The sequence below is a fragment of the Formosa algae genome, assembly GCF_001439665.1.
Lineage (GTDB): Bacteria > Bacteroidota > Bacteroidia > Flavobacteriales > Flavobacteriaceae > Formosa > Formosa algae.
On the sequence record NZ_LMAK01000007.1, the window covers coordinates 89801 to 108527 of the forward strand.

The 18727-nt window shown below is 33.2% G+C and carries 14 protein-coding genes; 7 read left to right on the forward strand and 7 right to left on the reverse strand.

What is annotated here, in order from left to right:
• The first annotated feature begins 24 nt into the window (after nt 1–24).
• Nucleotides 25–834: an EcsC family protein gene (locus AST99_RS02465; protein ID WP_057778769.1), complete on the forward strand. Its 810-nt coding sequence runs from the start codon at nt 25–27 to the stop codon at nt 832–834.
• Nucleotides 835–885: 51 nt separating this feature from the next.
• On the opposite strand, the gene AST99_RS02470 is transcribed toward AST99_RS02465, so the two are convergent.
• From AST99_RS02470 to AST99_RS02485, 4 genes are all read right to left on the reverse strand, one after another.
• Nucleotides 886–1776 carry a fructose bisphosphate aldolase gene (locus AST99_RS02470; protein WP_057778770.1) on the reverse strand — a complete coding sequence of 297 codons (891 nt, stop codon included), beginning with the start codon at nt 1774–1776 and terminating at the stop codon, nt 886–888.
• 102 nt (nt 1777–1878) lie between these two features.
• Nucleotides 1879–2856, reverse strand: coding sequence for a bile acid:sodium symporter family protein (locus AST99_RS02475; protein ID WP_057778771.1), 978 nt, complete (start codon nt 2854–2856; stop codon nt 1879–1881).
• A gap of 144 nt (nt 2857–3000) precedes the next feature.
• A complete protein-coding gene (locus AST99_RS02480; RefSeq protein ID WP_057778774.1) occupies nt 3001–4506 on the reverse strand; it encodes an aminotransferase class V-fold PLP-dependent enzyme in 1506 nt (501 codons plus the stop codon).
• Nucleotides 4507–4734: 228 nt separating this feature from the next.
• Nucleotides 4735–5502, reverse strand: a complete 768-nt coding sequence (locus AST99_RS02485) for a universal stress protein (protein ID WP_172441806.1) — start codon at nt 5500–5502, stop codon at nt 4735–4737.
• A gap of 180 nt (nt 5503–5682) precedes the next feature.
• Here AST99_RS02485 and AST99_RS02490 point away from each other — a divergent pair, with 180 nt between their 5' ends.
• Nucleotides 5683–7047, forward strand: a complete 1365-nt coding sequence (locus AST99_RS02490; RefSeq protein WP_157486280.1) for a porin — start codon at nt 5683–5685, stop codon at nt 7045–7047.
• Nucleotides 7048–7681: 634 nt separating this feature from the next.
• On the opposite strand, the gene AST99_RS02495 is transcribed toward AST99_RS02490, so the two are convergent.
• Nucleotides 7682–10000: a chondroitinase-B domain-containing protein gene (locus AST99_RS02495; RefSeq protein WP_057778780.1), complete on the reverse strand. Its 2319-nt coding sequence runs from the start codon at nt 9998–10000 to the stop codon at nt 7682–7684.
• Between the two features lie 324 nt (nt 10001–10324).
• On the opposite strand from AST99_RS02495, the gene AST99_RS02500 reads away from it, so the two are divergent.
• The 5 genes from AST99_RS02500 to AST99_RS02520 all read left to right on the forward strand — a co-directional run bounded on the left by AST99_RS02500 (nt 10325) and on the right by AST99_RS02520 (nt 16314).
• A complete protein-coding gene (locus AST99_RS02500; protein ID WP_057778782.1) occupies nt 10325–11908 on the forward strand; it encodes a sulfatase in 1584 nt (527 codons plus the stop codon).
• A 9-nt stretch (nt 11909–11917) separates the two neighbouring features.
• Nucleotides 11918–13657, forward strand: a complete 1740-nt coding sequence (locus AST99_RS02505) for an amidohydrolase family protein (RefSeq protein WP_157486281.1) — start codon at nt 11918–11920, stop codon at nt 13655–13657.
• 428 nt (nt 13658–14085) lie between these two features.
• Entirely contained in the window at nt 14086–14694 is a 609-nt protein-coding gene (locus tag AST99_RS02510) for a hypothetical protein (protein WP_069727785.1), read from the forward strand.
• The gene (locus tag AST99_RS02515) at nt 14691–15137 is read left to right on the forward strand and encodes a hypothetical protein (protein ID WP_057778787.1); all 447 of its coding nucleotides are present in this window, start codon (nt 14691–14693) and stop codon (nt 15135–15137) included. The genes AST99_RS02510 and AST99_RS02515 overlap by 4 nt, the downstream gene beginning before the upstream one ends.
• A gap of 58 nt (nt 15138–15195) precedes the next feature.
• Nucleotides 15196–16314, forward strand: coding sequence for a peptidoglycan DD-metalloendopeptidase family protein (locus tag AST99_RS02520; protein ID WP_057778789.1), 1119 nt, complete (start codon nt 15196–15198; stop codon nt 16312–16314).
• Nucleotides 16315–16356: 42 nt separating this feature from the next.
• Here AST99_RS02520 and AST99_RS02525 read toward each other — a convergent pair whose 3' ends face one another.
• Together AST99_RS02525 and AST99_RS02530 are read right to left on the reverse strand one after the other, a co-directional pair.
• Complete coding sequence (locus AST99_RS02525) at nt 16357–17274, reverse strand: glycoside hydrolase family 17 protein (protein ID WP_057778791.1); 918 nt, start codon at nt 17272–17274, stop codon at nt 16357–16359.
• A gap of 5 nt (nt 17275–17279) precedes the next feature.
• A complete protein-coding gene (locus AST99_RS02530) occupies nt 17280–18701 on the reverse strand; it encodes an MFS transporter (protein WP_057778793.1) in 1422 nt (473 codons plus the stop codon).
• Nucleotides 18702–18727: the final 26 nt, after the last annotated feature.

Below are 18727 nucleotides of genomic sequence, written 5' to 3' on the forward strand. Positions count from 1 at the left end.
CATCAATCAAAATAAAACACACTTATGGAAACATCCTTAAGCGATATTCATATACAAGAATTAACAACCGCTGTAGAATTATTAGAAAACCCTAGTATTGCAGCCAAAATAACCAATGTTATAGGTATGCCTATTGAAAAAGCTATCGATTTTCTTCCTGAAAATTGGCAAGCTAATATTGGTAAAATCACCCAAAAATCTTTAATAAAAGCTACAGAAGCTGCCATTTGGTCGTTAGATGACATTGAAGTAGAACACCCTTCTAACGCCTGGCACAAATTTGGCGCAGCACTTTCTGGTGGTGTTGGCGGATTTTTTGGACTTGCAGGATTGGCCTTAGAACTTCCTGTATCGACCACCATTATGTTGCGTTCTATAGCAGATATTGCACGCTCGCAAGGAGAATCATTAAGTGACTATGAAACCAAATTGGCTTGTATGGAGGTCTTTGCTTTAGGTGGTGAAAGCACAGCTGATGACGATGCTGAAAGCGGATATTTTATAGTGCGTGCGGCATTAGCAAATTCAATCACTGAAGCCTCTAGATATGTAGCTACCAAAAAAATATCTGAAGAAAGTGCGCCAGCACTTGTTAAATTTATAGTTAATGTAGCAACCCGATTTAATGTTATTGTAACAGAAAAAGCGGCTGCGCAAGCCATTCCAGCCATTGGTGCCATTGGTGGAGGAATAATAAATACCTTATTTATAGATCACTTTCAAGATGTTGCTAAAGGTCATTTTATTGTTAGACGCTTAGAACGTATTTATGGCCCAGAAGTTATTCAGGCTTGGTACACAGCTGTTATGGATCTTAAAACACAGGAAGCATAAAAAAAACCGGTACTTATGGTACCGGTTTTTTTTACTAAAATATTAATACTCTTAGGTTATGGATGCTTTATAGATGCTATCTATAGCACCTGCTAATGCCGTAGAAAATTCGGTTTCACTCTGCTGAAATTTTAGATCGTTTAAAAGCGCTCTAGAAAAACTAGCGATGACCCCTTTATTTTTAGTTAGTAAAGTATTTGCAGTATCTATATCATACCCTCCAGAAAGCGCAAAAACCCGAACCACTTTAGCATGATTAACTAAGTCTTTATAAAAATCTGGGACTGTTGGTAATGTCAATTTTAAAATGACAGATTGATCTGCTTTTAACTTATCTAATTCTAAAAGAATGTGTTTTTTAAGAATGGCTTCTATTTCAGGTTTATCTTCAGCATGAATATCTACTTCGGGTTCTAAAATAGGCACAAGACCAGAAGCAATAATTTCTGCTCCGACAGCAAACTGTTGTTTTACAATGTCTGAAATACCTTTTATGTTATCTTCATAAATCACAGAACGCATTTTTGTACCAAATATACCTAGTCCTTTAGCTTCAGATAATCGAGACTCTAAATTGGGGATGGGTTTCATTAACTTTACACCATCTTTTAGATCTTCTAATCCTTTATCAATCTTTAAAAAAGGGACAATATGCTTTTCTAATAAGTACGATGGTACCGCTTCGTTAGCAATTAATCCTTTCATGGTTTTTTCAAAAAGGATGACTCCTAAGATTTTATCTTGTGAAAAATTTTTATCTGAAATAACACGAGTACGCATGTTATGAATTAACTGAAACATCTCTGTTTCATCTTTATATTGATTATCTGTAACACCGTATCCTAATAATGCTTTTGGAGTACTTCCGCCACTCTGATCTAAAGCCGCAATAAAGCCTTTTCCGTCTTTAATACGTTCTAATTGTTCTTGAAATGTATACATGAGATTGTGATTTTAATATTAAAAAAAAGTCTTAAAACTCACATAAAGGTGCAAAAAGTTAAACCGTTCAACAATTAAATACACATAAAAATGCGTTAAAGTTTATTTTAAATTTTCAGACTCTCTTTTCGCAAATTTTGATGCTATTATACTAATAATGAATATTTGAGACGCATGAAAAATCATGAGTGGTAATAAAATTAAACTTGAAGCTGCTGAATTATTAAACAGTATTTTATAAAAAATAGTCCCGTGTACTAAAGATTTTTTTGTACCACAAAACTGAGCCGTAATTTTGTCTTCTGTACTAAACTTTAATTTTGTAGCAATAAAGCCAACACAATAAAAAACCGTAAAAAATATGGCGATTACAATTAGAAACAATATGAAAAAGTCTAATAGTTTTACACTACTAAAAATGTCATTATAAAACGACTCGGCAAAGCTTTTATAAATAACCAATAGAATTACAGATTTATCGAAAAGGGTAAGTTGTTTACTATATTTTAAGGCTAAGGCATGACCATATCTTTGAAGCGAAAGTCCTAAAATAACAGGTAAGATGATTCCAATAATCAGATTAATATATATTGACGTATAATCGAATTCTGTACCCGATTTTTCTAGAAACAATCCCACCCAAAGCGGTGTGATTACAATTCCTATAATTCCAGAAATACTGGCATTAAATATAGCCGCAGGCACATTTCCTCTTGCTACAGAAACCATTACGACTGAAGATGAAACGGTAGATGGTAATGCTGCCATAAATAAAAGGGCTAACCAAAAACTATGTTGTTCTTGCGTTTGTACAAACGGATAACACATTAAAATTAGCAACGGAAAAAATAGAAATGTGGATAACTGAACCAAAACATGCAATTTCCAATTGTATAAGCCTGACTTAATTTGTTGCGGACTCAATTTTAAGCCGTAGAAGAAAAATATTAAAAAGAAACCAATAGAACTGATTGTTGATATTGGAAAACCACTGTCTTCAATCCCGTATTGTGGTACATTATACGCAAAAATGATAACTGCAATAATTGCAAGGATGAAGCGGTCTATTTTAAATTTCATAGATTAAGATTTAACTGCAAATTTAATTGAACTTATTTTCTAAAATGCACTCAAATCATTTTTAAAACAAAAAACTTCATCGTAAATTATCGATGAAGTTTTTGGCACTGTTTTATATATGCTTAACGTTTGTAATTTCTACTTTTAAATTACAAACCAATTTTTTGTTTTTTCAATGATATCTGCATCTTTGGTTGCATCTTCAAACTCATTATTAGATTTATTATAAACATAGTCTGCGCTCCATGCTTCATGGTTTTCGGCCACTTGTTTTATGGCATCACAAATAAATTCCATTTCTGCATTTGTAGTTACAGGATGAAGCGATACACGAACCCAACCTGGTTTATTGGTTAAGTTTTTAGCGTTTAAATTATCAACCATTTCTAATGATCTGTTTTCATCATAATCAAATAAATAATGGCCATAGGTGCTGGCACAAGACCATCCTCCACGTACTTGTATCCCAAAGCGATCGTTTAGTAATCGTACTATTAAATTATAATGTACATCTGTAATTCCAAAAGACACGCAACCTATTCGCTTAACAGCTGTATTACCTAAAATAAAAACATTTGGAATTTGCTTTAATCTATCAAAACAATACGATAACAATTCTTCTTCGCGTTTCGCGATTAAAGCTGTATTCATCTTGTCTTTTAAACGCATTGCTAATGCTGTACGCATTACTTGTAAAAATCCAGGAGTTCCGCCATCTTCACGAACTTCAATATCGTTAAAATAGGCATAATCTCCCCAAGGATTTGTCCATTGCACATTTCCTCCGCCTGGCACATCCGGACAATTAGCTTTATATAAACTTTTATTAAAAACTAACACTCCACAAGTTCCTGGTCCGCCTAAAAATTTATGAGGTGAAAAGAAAATAGCATCTAAGCGCGCATCTTCATCTTCAGGATGCATATCAATATCGACATAAGGTGCAGATGCTGCGAAATCTACAAAACAATATCCGCCATATTTATGCATCATTTTTGCCAAATCTGTATATGGCGAAATAATTCCTGTTACGTTAGAACACGCTGTAAACGATCCGATTTTGGTCGTTCTATCTTTATACTCTATTAAGGCGGCTTCTAATTGTTTAGGACAAATTAATTTCTCGTCGTTACATTTTACAATGACCACATCTGCAATGGTTTCTAGCCATGGCACATGATTAGAATGATGTTCCATATGAGAAATAAAAACTACTGGTCTGTCCTGTTCTGCCAATTGATTTTTCTTCAATTTAGCATCTGGAAAACGCAAGCCCATTACACGTTGTAATACAGACAAAACGCCTGTCATTCCTGTATTAGCTGTAACTAACACATCATTGTCATTTGCATTTACATGTTGTTTAATAATGGTACGCGCATGTTTATAAGCATACGTAGAGGCTTTTCCGGTTTCACTAGAAAACGAATGCGTATTAGCAACCATTGGACCAATTTGCTCTTGCATAATTTTTTCTATAGGCGCATATAAACGTCCGCTAGCAATCCAATCTGCATACAGCACTTGCTGTTCTCCGAATATACTTTTGAACGTATATTTATCTCCAATAACACCATCTTTAAACGTTTGAAAGTAAGTTTCTAAATTTAAATCTGTTAAAGTGCTATCGACATCTAAAGGTGTACTCATATTAAACTATTTTCTATTATGTGTTAGGGGATTAGAATGTAGACCATTCTTGCAACTGAGCGCTAATTTACTATTATATGACACAATCTGAAAAGAATTTTAGATTTGATATAATTATTTATCCACACCACAACAATTCTACTAAAAAAAGACCACCTTTCTGGGTGGTCTTACATAATCAAACAGAATTAAATTACAATATTCATCGCAATTAATTACATCTTTATATTAATCGATAACTAGTAAGGGCACTTTAGACATTTCTGATAAGACTTTAGTTAAAGCCCCTTTAGAAGAGGTCTCTCCTACTTCATGATTTCTTGGTAAAATACTAATTAAGTCTATGTTTTTATCTTCAGCATATTTAAAAATACTTTTAGGAATATCTGGACCGTCTATAAAAACGTGTCCGGAATAGAAGTTTTCTAAATAATATGAAATAACATTCTCATTCTTTTCATCGGCAGTTGTATAACCATATTCTGCTTCTCCTCTTTTAACCGTAAGGACTTCAACTTTAGCAGAAAATCGTCTCGCCACAATTAAAAGCGTTTCTAACAACTTACTGTTATGAATTAAATCTTCTCCTATTACCAAGGCTATTTTTTTAATTTGAAATTCTTCATACCCTTTAGGAATTACAATAACAGGACAATCGGCAGAAAGTACAAATGTAGACGTATTTGTAATTAATTTGTCTTTATTAATTAATCCTGTACCTATAAAAACTAAATCTGAGGCCTCTGCTTTAACAACCTCTAGTAAAGCCGATTGAAACTCGCCTTTAACCACTAAGGTCCTTACTTTACTAATGGCATGCGACTCAAAATCTGCTTTAACAGCTTCTAATTTATTAACGGCATCAGTGTCTTCACTCTCATCTACATAGACAAATACTATTTCAGTATCTTCATCGTAACCTACAAATTTTTTAACGTAACTTAGTGCGTTTTCTGCAGTTTCTGTAAAATCAAATGGAACTAAAATTTTCAGCATTGTTTTCATATGTACAATATAATTTACACGATTTGTAATATATAAAGTTACGAATAAATATACGATTAAACATGACATAAGTCATTGTACACACTGCATTGAATACCGAATTTTGCACTCTTAAAAACTAACCTTAGAAATCATTATTTAAAATCCGATTTCGATAGAAATAATATGGTAATGCTAACAAAACAATTACATAGTTTTATACGTTGGAGTCCTCTATTTTTGCTTACTTTATTATTGTGCCCTTCAAAAACCTACAGTCAGATTAAAGACACTGTTATATCTAAAGTCGATAAATCTAAGTTTGAATACACTTTATTTAAAAATCCCGATTTAAAATTAAAATTAGGAGGTTATATACAAGCCAGAGCACAATATACCGAGTGGAACCCTGGAAGTACAGATAAAGATGGAAATTATAAAAATGATGATTTTGGAGTTGCTGTAAGACGTTTAAGATTAGGAGGAAACTTAACGTACAAGGATAAATTTAAATTTCGTTTTGCTGTAGGTGAAAATAATTTTAATAAAAAAGGAAAAGATTTTCCATATCTAAAAATTTTAGATTTATACGGAACTTATAATATTTATAAACCATTTGCTGTATCGTTTGGGAAATCTACTTACGACGGATTATCGCGTTTTGCTGCGCCTTCTACATCGACCATGATGCAAACCGATTTAAACGTTATTACACAACCAACCTTAAATTACACCGATGATATTACTCGAGAACTGAGTTTAGTGTTTTTAGGAGATATCGGACAATTAAATTACCGTATGGTTTTTATTAAACCTTTTAGTTTTGATTATACGGGTGCAAATCCTGCCACGCCAAATGAAGGAGTTGCACAGTTTACAGATAAGTACAGCAATATACAATACACGTCTTATATAAAATACGATTTTCTGGAAAAGGAAAACAACCGTGGTCCTAATTTTATTGGCACTTATTTAGGGAAAAAAAATTATTTATCTATTGGTATAGGTGCTAAATACCAACATGATGCTTTATACTCAGAAACCAATAGCTTAATTTCTTATCATGATATGAAACTTTGGTCTGCAGATATTTTTTGGGATCAAGCAGTTAGTAGTATATGGATTTCTGCTGTGAATGCCTATGTGGGATATTTTGATTATGATTTGGGTCCGAACTACATCAGAAACGTAGGTATAAACAGTCCCGCTTTTGGATTTGATAATACCGATAATTTAGTTAATACAGGAGGAAATTCGTATCCATTTTTGGGTAGCGGACAAACGTTTTACGGACACTTCGGATTACTCTTTAATCAAATGGGTAAGCAAACAGATTGGGGACAATTAGAACCTTATGTGGTGCTACAATCTAGTGATTTTGATGCTTTAGAAGAAGATATGATAGTAGGTAGCGTCGGACTAAATTGGTATTTAAATGGACACTATTCTAAATTAAGTTTAGACATACAAAACAGACCGTTGTTTTCTGAAATAGATTTAAAAGAAACTGACAGAAAATACATGTGTGTTTTACAGTATTGTTACATTATACATTAAAACAAGGTGAGGTAGTTTTTTTCAGTTTTCCATCTCATTCTTGTCAGAAGCGGCTTTGTATATACGAAGCCGCTTTTTTCATGAAAAATTGTAAGCACATAATCACTAAAGTAAAATTGGAGTTAGCCTAAATTCTAAATGTTAAGAATCGTATTTAATAAGAGTTTAAATTAAAATTCTAAATCTGTAACATCTTTATTATTAGCCTTTCTCTTTCTGCCGCATTTAACAAACAGATGCAATCACTATTTTACAATTGTAAGAAGGAATTACAGTCCGACTATAAGAACTAGTTTTTTGATTGAGTGTATTATTGAAATAAATGAATACCCTTAAAAGACTGCCTGTATCCAATTTTAAAAGTCTTAATAGTAAGACTTCTATATGAATTATATATTAAAACATTATACCACAGTAATTAAAGTCAGTCCGATTATTAAATACATTAGGGGATAAAATTCAGCGCATTTATAGTCTAAGTTTGTAGCTATAACATCTAAAATTATATAATTATATTTCTATGTGAGAATTAGATAGAAAAACGATCTCGCTTATAAACATAAAAAAAGAGCTTACAACATTACATTGCAAGCTCTTTATAAATTGAAATTTTAGTAGAATTACTTAGAATAAATTAATACATCAATTTCATTTTTAAATTCTGTTCTGTTTTAACTTCTCCAGAATTTTCTAAAGTGTTGTTAACAGATTCTTGTCCTTTTTCTCCCCAAAGTACAATAACAAAAGGTGTTGGGTTATCTTTAAATGTGTTTCCGCTAAAGTCTAGATTTACAATACCTCTAGTTTGTAATAAAATTTTACTGTCTTCTTTAGATCCACTTTCTTTAACTGTATTGTTTTTAAAGACTAATGTTCCTCCAACTGTAGATTCATCGTAACCTCCTCTATAGTAGTTTAACACATTTTTATCTACATTTTCGAATATACTATTTTCTATAGTAACATATTCTGCGTTATAATCTCCTTTATCATCGTCTTCTCCAGCCAATTGAATTCCGTTAGCACAGTCTGAAATTTCAGTGTTTTTAAATACAATATCATCTGCAAACGAGCCTTTATAACTCATTAACACATTGTTGAAGTTAGAAATTTCACTGTTTGTTACTTTTAAGTTGTAAGCGATAGACATGTTTTTCTCTAATGTTGAAAAAGCGTCTTGTGTGTCATTTCCTTTTAAAGCAACATTATCTAAAACTAAGTTTCCTTTTGGTAACATTAAGAATAACGCTGTTCCTTTAGCTCCTGTATATTCAATTTTAACTTGACGTTTACTAGATGACTTAATAGTAATGGTTTTGTCTATGTTTAAAGATTCTGAAATTTTATAAGATCCAGATTTTACTTCTAACACATCTCCAGAATTAGCTGTACCTAAAGCAGTCATTAAAGCTGCAGCAGATGTTACTTTAATTGTTTTAGATTTTTTAGCCACTTCGGCTTTGTACCAAGATGGTCCGTATTCAGATTTGTTTATATTAACAATTCCTCCAGTTTCATATGGAAATGTTACTGCTCCAATTGCATTGTTTTTAGTTCTGTCTGATCCTAAAATATCTTTGTCTATCGTTTCAAATTCAAAGCCATTGTACACATCGCTAAATGCTTTTGTAGGCGCATAGAACCAATCAGAAACTTTTTTCATTTCAATAGATTGTTGTGTTAATCCACCGTTTGTATCAACATCACCTTCAACCTTATTGTTTGTAATGTTGTTTTTAAATGTCACACCATCAACTTCATTATATCCTAAAACTTGAGTTGTTTCACTCGCATCTTCATTATAAATTAAGTTGTTTGCGACTACAGTACGAATTGGTCTAGCAGAACGAATTTCGCTTGCTGGTAACACATCACTTTTATCTACGTTAGTCCCAACACTAAATTGTAATGGCGTTATGTTATCTATAAATGTATTGTAAGCAATTACAACATCTGTAACTTGGTTGTAACGGTTTAATGGTGATTTTGGAATACCATTCATAACTGCAATAGCACTTCTAAATTCGTTTCCTCTAATTTTATAGAAATAGTTATTTGTAATCCAGTGTCCTGTATTTACAACACGCACACCTCCAATTGCTGTAGAATTATCGTTACCAATAAATACATTTCCATCTACTTTCGCATAGTTACCGTGACGTAACACTAAAGATCCTTCACATTCGAAAAAGATGTTATTTTTAAATTCATTGAAGTTAGATTTACTTGAAATAATTTCAATTTCACCATTACATTTTTCGAATAAGTTATTTTCTACTTCTGTATAAGATGGCGTCATAGACGTATAACTGTCTCCAATTTGTAACGTTTCTCCGTGAGGTCCTCCTAATCTTGGACGTTCTCCAAAGTAGTTATTTACAATTCTGTGGTGGTTGTAAATACTTTCGTTACCTCCTAAGAATACACGAATTGTTGGTCCTGGGTTAGATTTACCAGTGATGAAACAGTTACTTAATTCGTTATGTCTTCCGTAAAGTTGAACCCAGTGATCTTTAAAATCACGATCTGGTTGTGTAAATCCATCAATCACACAATTAGTCACTTTACTATAATTAGCAACATTATCTTCATCTGTTCTAAAATCGATAACTGTATTTTTTGGTGTATATCCGTTTCTAAAATATAATCCTGAAACTTCTAAATAATCACCACCTAATCTTAATGTAGATTGTCCTTCTATAAATACTTGTCCAGGAGTTTCTGCTTCAAGAACAATAGGTTGTTCTTTGGTTCCTTCACCTTTAAATTTTATAACAACATCGGTCCAAACACCATTTGCCATTACAATATGGCTACCTGGTTTTGCACTCTTAATAGCAAGATCTAATTCTTGCGCGTTTTTAACAACTGTCTTTAAAGCCTGAGCACTCACTTGGGCTGTAAAGAGAATTGAAAGAAATAGGATTGAAATTGTACTTTTAGTTATGTTCATTTGCTTATGTTTTTTAAACTGGTTAACCAATTTGGTAAACCAAAAATACGAATTATTGCACTTTAAATCAAAAGAATTAATAAAATAATTTTTGAAGCCTTTTTTTGAGGTTACAACAATATAAGATTGTTTTAAAAGTAGATTTTTATCAATACTGAAATAAACTTCAATATTCGCACTTTAAAATTTTATGAATCTAAGCTCACACCTTTATACATCTAGCATTATTAGACCAAGAAACTAAAAATAGAATCTAAAAAACCATGTGCTTTTTATCATTTATTAGTAGTTTAGGACATAAATTACAACTCTTTACCTATTACTATGAAAAATACGCCCTTAACGTATGCCCTATTTTTAATGGCTTCTTTAGTCCTGCAAAGCTGCGACACGACCCAAAAAGAACCTACAAAACCTCAAAAACGTCCAAATGTATTATTTATTTCTGTAGACGATTTAAGACCTACTTTAGGTGCTTATGGAGACTCTACAGCAATAACTCCTAATATTGATAAATTGGCTGAAGATGGAATGACCTTTAGACAGACTTTTTCTCAAGTAGCCGTTTGTGCGCCATCTCGTGCAAGTTTAATGACAGGGATAAGACCCGATTCTACGCGAGTATGGCATCTTGGAGATGAGTTTAGAAAAATCAATCCCAATACTGTTACCATGCCGCAGTACTTTTCTAAGAACGGATATCACACTGTAAATCTTGGTAAAATTTTTCATAATTACATGCCGGATTCTATTTCTTGGGATGAGCCAGATATACGTCCAGAAAAATATTTACGTAAAGATTGGTTAAACCGCGATGGTGAGACCTATTATATTAGTGAAGCCGTTAATGCATCGCAAGCCATTAAAAGAGATTCGCTTTTAAAACTAAGACCTGTACGTTACGCCGATGGTTGGAATACAGGACCTGCTTGGGAAGCTGCCGATGTGAATGACACCATGTATTATGATGGCGCACAAACAGAATTAGCCATAAAAACATTATCGCGTTTGTCTGAAAGTGACACACCCTTTTATATTGGCTTAGGATTCTTTAGACCACACTTGCCTTTTGCTGCTCCTAAAAAATATTGGGATTTATACGATCCAGAAACGATACCCTTAGCGAACAACCCAAATGTGTCTAAAAATGCTCCGAATTACACCATGAATTCCATGTACGAATTAAGACATTACGATGGATTTAATCACATCGGACATCCGCAATCAGATTATCGAATGAGTGAAGACACTACACGCATTTTAAAACATGGCTATTATGCAAGTGTAAGTTATGTAGATGCCCTCGTTGGGAAACTAATTGCACATATGAAAGCGATCGGAATTTACGACAATACCATCATTATCCTATGGGGTGATCATGGTTGGAAATTAGGCGATCATAACAGTTGGGGAAAAATGACGAATTATAATATAGATTTACAAGTCCCTATGATTGTTCGTTATCCAAATCAAGAAAACAGAGGAAAGCAAACTTTTGAAATTACAGAACTTGTAGATATGTTCCCGTCGCTTTGTGAAATTGCAGGTATAGATGTCCCAGATTATATGCAAGGCACAAGTTTTGTTCCTTTAATTAAAGACCCTAATCGCGAATGGAAAACAGCTGCATTTAGTCAGTTTCATCGCAGACCAAGACATACAGCAGATGGAAGCCGCAATATGGGCTATTCTATAAATACCAAATCGTATCATTATATAGAATGGTATGATTGGGATAATACTACAGGAACTCGTGGAGCTTTTAAAAATGCAGAATTATATGATCGCATAAACGATCCATACGAAACAGTAAATATAGCAGACGAAGCTACGCAAAGCGCATTAGTAAAACAATTATCTGCTCAACTTGCAGAAGGTTGGAAAAAAGCAAAACCTAAAAATATCTAATAGCCTATTATGAATATAAAATTTGCTTTAGCCATCAGTTTTTTGGTCTCGACTATTTCTGTTTGCGGACAAACATATATTACCAATGTCACGGTTTTAGATGTTGAAAAACAAAAATTGATAACACATCAAACTATCGAAATTACCGATGATGTAATTTCAAACATAAAAAAAAGTAGCGCCCTAAACATACCAAAAGATGCCGTAATTATTGATGGCACTAATAAATATGTCGTTCCTGGTTTGGTTGACTCACATATCCACTTTTTTCAGAATGGCGGATTATACACACGTCCAGATGCCATCGATTTACAAAAATATTGGAGCTATACAGATGAAATTGCTTTAGCAAAATTAGAGATGGAAACCACATTAAAGCGCTATCTTAAGCATGGCATTACAACTTTAATAGATGTTGGTGCAACGTATAACTTCTTAGAACAGCGCAAAAGTTATAGTGATAAAGCTTATGCGCCAGAGATTCTTATGACGGGGCCACTTTTAACCACTTACGAACCCGAAGTGTATTCCAATTTAGGTAAAGACGAACCCTTTATCTTAACTCAGACTATAGAAGATGGTATTAATGGTGTAAAGGCACAATTACCGTATAGTCCAGATTTTATTAAAATATGGTATATCGCCGGAAGAGATGGTTTAAGCATAGAAGCAAGTGCTCAGAAAAATTTACCCATTATTAAAGCGATTATAGACGAAGCTCATAAACATCATCTAAAAGTTGCAGTACATGCGGTACAACAAGTTACAGCAAAATTAGCTGTAGAACATGGTGCAGATTTTTTAGTGCATAGTATTAAAGATGAACTTTTATCGCCAGAATTTGTCACATTATTAAAGACAAATAAAACCGTTTTATCGCCAACACTTCAGGTTCATGGAGCTTATAGAAACACATTCGGACAACGCCTTGAAATGAGTAATTATGAATTGGCAGAATCAGATCCATATCAATTAGGAAGCTTATTAGATTTAAAACATTTATCAGATACCATTTTAATTGAAAACTATAAAACACGGACTAACACAGCTAAAAGTATAGCCGATTTAAAAAAAGCGGATGCTATTAGTATGGCAAATCTTAAAATACTTTCAGATGCTGGTGTATTAATAGCAACCGGAACAGATGCTGGAAATATTGGAACGTTACACGCTTCTTCATATTTAAAAGAACTCCAACTGATGCAAGACAGCGGAATGAATAATTGGCAAATTTTACAAGCATCGACTATAAATGGGGCTAAAATATTCGATAAAGAGAACGAATTTGGTACTGTAAGTATCGGTAAAAAAGCAAATCTCTTACTGTTAGATGCCAATCCTATTGATGCCATAGAAAACCTAACTGCAATACATAGCGTTATAAATAAAGGCACTGTCTTTACGCCTAATGAATTATTACCAGACACTCCAGCAGATTTAGCACAACGCCAATTAAACGCTTATAATTTCAGAAATATTGAAGCCTTTTTAGAACCTTATGCAGATGATGTTGAAGTGTATACATTTCCTAACACTTTAAAATACAAAGGCAAGGCTACCATGAGAGAAATTTATGGTAACATGTTTAAAAACATCCCTAATTTACATTGCGAATTAGAAGGGCGAATTATTAAAGGGAATACAGTCATAGATAAAGAACGTGTTCAGGTTGGCGATAAAATAAAAGAAGCAATTGCCATATATCACATAGAAAACAATAAAATACAGAAGGTTTATTTTGTAAAATAACCAACTATAATTCATCCAAACTTCAAAATTAGCAATCTGTTATTCCTTTAGAAATAAAGAGAAATAGATTGCTAGTTTTTTTATTAATACAATCTATTTAACGTCACCTTTTATTTTTTTATAACTTTGTAAAAAAAAGAATAAAGCATTAATTACAAGTAAAACGTGTTGAAACATTTAGCCAGTGTGTATCTTATTTATCTAACTCGATATGAAACATTTTCTTTATAATGTGTTATAATCAGTTGCAATAAAAAAGATTAAAAATGCCGTCTTACCCTTACAATATCATCATTTAAATTATACTTTAATACTGTTATAATTAGTCAATATTACTTGATTTATAGTAATATACTCTATCGTAGTATTTCCTTGGATATCGTTTAAATTTTGACATTGAAACGTAATGATATGCTTAAAAGCATAAGATGATCAAACCATCAACACGATTAAAAACTACAAAGAAAACACACAAAGCGCTCCAAGTATTCTCCAAATTTGCAATCATGTGCGTATTGACTATTTTTTCAATCATGATTGTTTTAGAAAAATTTGAAACACATGCGCTTGAATCTGGAGTCATTATATTTATAATAACTATTATTATGTGGTTAGGTTATAAATATCTGGACGTTCACCTTGACCATTATACTTACGAAGAATTTCTTGTGGTTGTTTGGGTGCCTATAGGTGCCATCTTGTGCTATATGTTAAATATCTATGGTGGATTAGGCGGTGTATTATCAACTGCGATCACAGGAACTATAGCTTCCTTCCTACCCGTTTTAAATAAAAAATCTGAATATCTAAAAAAATTACCACCGGCTATTTATTGCGGTTCTTTTATTGGCATGTCTAGTATAGAAATTGCGCCTTCTATAAATTTTGTTATCATTGCTGGAATTTTAGCTGGACTCTTTTTACTCATGTCTAAAAGCATCTTTTTAGGAGTTGGCGGAAAGCTTGGAATGGTAGCCTTTGGAGGTGTGCTTATGGTCTCTTTTGTGTATTGGTGTTATGTCTGGTTAGGGTTATGAATACAATAATTATAATCATAACAGGAATATTAGGCGCAACTTCTACTTACTACGTCAATGAACACTTAAAACAAGGTGCAGTTCGCGCATCTGCAGTATTATCATTAATAGTCAGTTTGGCTTTTTATTGTTTTCCGGACGTTTTAGATCCATATTTAACTCAAAATATTCCGGCCGCATTTATAGGAGCTTCATTTGTTGGCATGGTATCCTCTAAAGCTATTCATCATTACAGGTGGCTAATTATTGCAGGTATAATATTTAGTGTTATTTACCTTAATAAAAGCACTTTTTTTAGAGGTTATGGAGGTGCGTTAGGAACTTCAGCTTTTATAGCCATTTTAGCTACGATGGCCATTCCTGTCGTTTTTTCAAAAAAGAAAAACATAACTAATGGAATTTTAATATTCCGAAAATGGCTTTTTAGAGATAAAGACGAATAAACTCGCGATGTATTGTTTCATATTAAATTATGGTATGATTTATGTTTAAATAGATCACATGAAGCACATTACAATCATTCTTTTTACACTTTTAGCTATAACATCTTGTAAACAAACACAGCAAATTGCAGATGCAATTGCTACTCCCACGGCTAAAACTGTTTTTGAACGCACTTTTGAAAACGATAGTTTGTTTCAGCTTTATGAACAACAATATATAGAAGCCAAACATAATAAACTATACATAGAAACCCCTTCTTTAATACATTCTAAAACAAATGTTTCGAAATTAAATATACTAGCCTATACAGTAAATTTAGAACAAGGTGAACGTTTAAAAATAACATCCGATATCCATACAGATAGTTTACAATTAGTTATGGATGTGTATGCTTATAAAAGCGACTCTTTAATATCTACTAAACCGGAAGCCTCCAATGTAATTGCATCTAACACTCTTGAGTATAATGTACCAACAAATGGGTTATACAAAATCGTGATTTTACCCTACGCTGCACGTAGTAGCAATTTTAGTATAACACTGAATACAGCACCTACGTTAGCGTTTCCTGTAAGTGGTAAAGACAATACAGCCATTCAAAGCTTTTGGGGCGCAACACGCAGTGGTGGAAAACGTTCGCATGAAGGTATAGATATTTTTGCTAAACGTGGGACTCCCGTTATTGTTGCTACAGCGGGTTATATAACAAATACAGGAAATCGTGGTTTAGGAGGTAAACAGGTTTGGTTACGAGATGGAATATTTGGCGCATCATTATATTATGCCCACTTAGACAGTATTGCTGTATCTAGAGGACACAAAGTACACGTTGGAGATACTTTAGGGTTTGTTGGTAATACAGGTAATGCTAAGACCACAAGTCCACATTTACACTTCGGAATATACACGAGTAACGGTGCTATAAATCCATTACCCTTTGTTAAATTAACTGAAGATGTTGAATATACGGAAACTGACTTTTCAGAATTTAATGAAGCAGAAACACGTTTACAAAAAAATGAACTTAGAATTAGTCCGAATGTCAAGGCTGAAAAAATAACTGATTTAAACATAAAAACTCCTGTTGAACTTTTAGGAAAATCACAACGCTGGTATCATATTCGTGTAAACGATTCTCTAGAAGGTTTTATGCATGAAAGTTTAATTCAAAACTAAAATTAAAAACCTGATTTTATGTGTTAATGAGGCGCTTAACAACTATTTTTTAAGTTTTAAGAATGGCAATTTACTATAATATTTAGGTTTTTCGTTTTTATCCCAAATTCCCCAATAAGCACCAACATCGCCTTCTGTACCTACTTTCCAAGATTCATCAAACGAGGAAAAGTAAAACAAATCTATATTGTCTGATTTTGACCACTCTTGGGCATTAATAAAGTATTTAATCGCATGTTCTCGAGACGGTTTTGCACCATGTAATCCTAAGCCTTCACTTGGCCAACCCGTTTCTGTAATCACCACTTTCTTGCCGTTAGCAGCTTTAAGTGCACGATTATACATGTCTTTCATATAAATTAAAGCATATTCTTGAGAGCAACCTTCCCAATACGGATAACAATTGGCTAAAATGATATCGCAAACTTCTGTGATTTTCGGACGATCGGTAAATTCATAATATGCATCAACATAACCTACTGGTATTTCAGGAATTAATCGTTTCACGCTTTTAATATATGTGATTAATGCTGTTTCAGATAAATCTCCGCGATACATCACTTCATTTCCTACGGCAGCAATATCTACGCATCCTTTTTCGGCAAGTCTAACAAGTCCTTCAATTTCTTTTTCATTTATAGAGCGATCTTCACCTAGCCATGCTCCTACAAGTGTTTTCATACCTAGTTCTTTAGCCATTTCAGGAATTAATTCATTACCATCTGTGCAAGAAAATGTACGCACCCATTTTGTATAAGGTTTTAAAATTTTTAACCGTCTTCTTATTTGTGCAGCACTAAGTTTATCCCCTGCTTTTTGTCCCTCTTCATAAGCACTAAAACAAATACCATGTATACCACTTTTTAAAACCCGACGAAACGTATTTTCTAGTCCTAATATGGTTTTGTCCTCTTGAATTCCGCCAGTTAGCGATAAAATATTTTCCTTTCTAAAAGACATAACAATTAACTTTTAATATTAGTATTTGAATTACGTTGTTCTAATTTAGCTCGGATTTCATTCGCTTTTTCTTCTGTAAGATCGTAGCTTCTCATTACCAATATGGCTATAAATGTTCCTAAAATAGGTAAGCCCGAAAAGAATAAACGCAAACCAAAAATTGCACCATCTGTTTGTGTTGCCGCATCTGCATCAAACCCAATCATGGATAGTATGAGTCCGCTTAATAATCCCGCAATAGCAAATCCGAATTTTACCATCCACCAATAAATGGCACCAAACACACCTTCTCTTCGTAGTCCTGTGTTTAATTCATCTAAATCAATAACATCTGCAGTCATAGACATCATAAGTGTAAATAAACTCCCTATTCCAAAAGAAAAGAATGGCAAGGCAATAATAAACATATACGGTTTTCCTGGTATAAAAAGAAACCATAATAAGATGTATCCTAAGATTGAAATACTCTGAGATGCTAAAAACGCATTTTTCTTACCCAATACTTTAGATAATTTAGCGACAATAGGAATTACCAAAAAGGTGGTTGCCACCGCTCCTAAACTCCCAAAAAGCGTAGGCCATATTCCTGCTGCACCAGCATCTCCGTTAAATAAATAATACACCACAATAAAAAACGTAAAGGCCGCTACGGTATTAAAAGCATTAAATACTAAAAACGTCGCTATACATAATTTTCTGAATGGTTTACTTTTAAAGGCCTCTTTAAATCCATCGATAATACCATTAAAACTATTCCCTATATTTTTCATATTTAAGGGCGCATAATTTTCATTAAGTGTCGATTTACTTTTAATAAAAATGGCTGGAACCATAGCAAAAATCATACAAATTACGCCTACCCAGACTGCAATGGTTCTGGTCGCAACATCGGCAGATTCAAACCAACCTTGATCGTACATAATGACCCAAAACCATGGTGCAATAACCCATGCCCATTGTCCGATCCATTGTGCTACAGCCATAATATTGGTACGTTCATGAAAATCGTCGCTCATTTCATAGCCCATAGCTACATAAGGCACGCTAAATATGGTTAAGCCTAAATAAAAAATAAAAGACCAAATCATAAAATAGATAAAGTTATAATCAATACCATCTTCTCGATGTAATTGCCATAGAACGGAGAATGAAATCCCCATTATTATCGCTCCAATAAAAACATACTGTCTCCGTCTTCCCCATTTAGATTTTGTATTATCGGAAATGAATCCCATAATAGGATCTGTAATAGAATCAAAAATTCGAGGAAGAAAAAAGATAACACCCCACATCCAACCGGGGAAACCCAAATCTTGTACTAAGACCACCATGAAAATACCCATTGCGGCTGGAAACATTTGATTTGCAAGCATTCCAATTCCGAATGCTACTTTTTGAGCAAAAGGGACTTTTGTTAGATTTGACATCGTAGAAGTTTGTTTTTAGTTAATTT

What these genes read in the sequence shown, in the direction of transcription:
- AST99_RS02465 (WP_057778769.1), top strand. Translation starts at nt 25, where the DNA reads ATGGAAACATCCTTAAGCGATATTCATATACAAGAATTAACAACCGCT.
- AST99_RS02470 (WP_057778770.1), bottom strand. Translation starts at nt 1,776, where the DNA reads ATGTATACATTTCAAGAACAATTAGAACGTATTAAAGACGGAAAAGGC.
- AST99_RS02475 (WP_057778771.1), bottom strand. Translation starts at nt 2,856, where the DNA reads ATGAAATTTAAAATAGACCGCTTCATCCTTGCAATTATTGCAGTTATC.
- AST99_RS02480 (WP_057778774.1), bottom strand. Translation starts at nt 4,506, where the DNA reads ATGAGTACACCTTTAGATGTCGATAGCACTTTAACAGATTTAAATTTA.
- AST99_RS02485 (WP_172441806.1), bottom strand. Translation starts at nt 5,502, where the DNA reads ATGCTGAAAATTTTAGTTCCATTTGATTTTACAGAAACTGCAGAAAAC.
- AST99_RS02490 (WP_157486280.1), top strand. Translation starts at nt 5,683, where the DNA reads ATGCTAACAAAACAATTACATAGTTTTATACGTTGGAGTCCTCTATTT.
- AST99_RS02495 (WP_057778780.1), bottom strand. Translation starts at nt 10,000, where the DNA reads ATGAACATAACTAAAAGTACAATTTCAATCCTATTTCTTTCAATTCTC.
- AST99_RS02500 (WP_057778782.1), top strand. Translation starts at nt 10,325, where the DNA reads ATGAAAAATACGCCCTTAACGTATGCCCTATTTTTAATGGCTTCTTTA.
- AST99_RS02505 (WP_157486281.1), top strand. Translation starts at nt 11,918, where the DNA reads ATGAATATAAAATTTGCTTTAGCCATCAGTTTTTTGGTCTCGACTATT.
- AST99_RS02510 (WP_069727785.1), top strand. Translation starts at nt 14,086, where the DNA reads ATGATCAAACCATCAACACGATTAAAAACTACAAAGAAAACACACAAA.
- AST99_RS02515 (WP_057778787.1), top strand. Translation starts at nt 14,691, where the DNA reads ATGAATACAATAATTATAATCATAACAGGAATATTAGGCGCAACTTCT.
- AST99_RS02520 (WP_057778789.1), top strand. Translation starts at nt 15,196, where the DNA reads ATGAAGCACATTACAATCATTCTTTTTACACTTTTAGCTATAACATCT.
- AST99_RS02525 (WP_057778791.1), bottom strand. Translation starts at nt 17,274, where the DNA reads ATGTCTTTTAGAAAGGAAAATATTTTATCGCTAACTGGCGGAATTCAA.
- AST99_RS02530 (WP_057778793.1), bottom strand. Translation starts at nt 18,701, where the DNA reads ATGTCAAATCTAACAAAAGTCCCTTTTGCTCAAAAAGTAGCATTCGGA.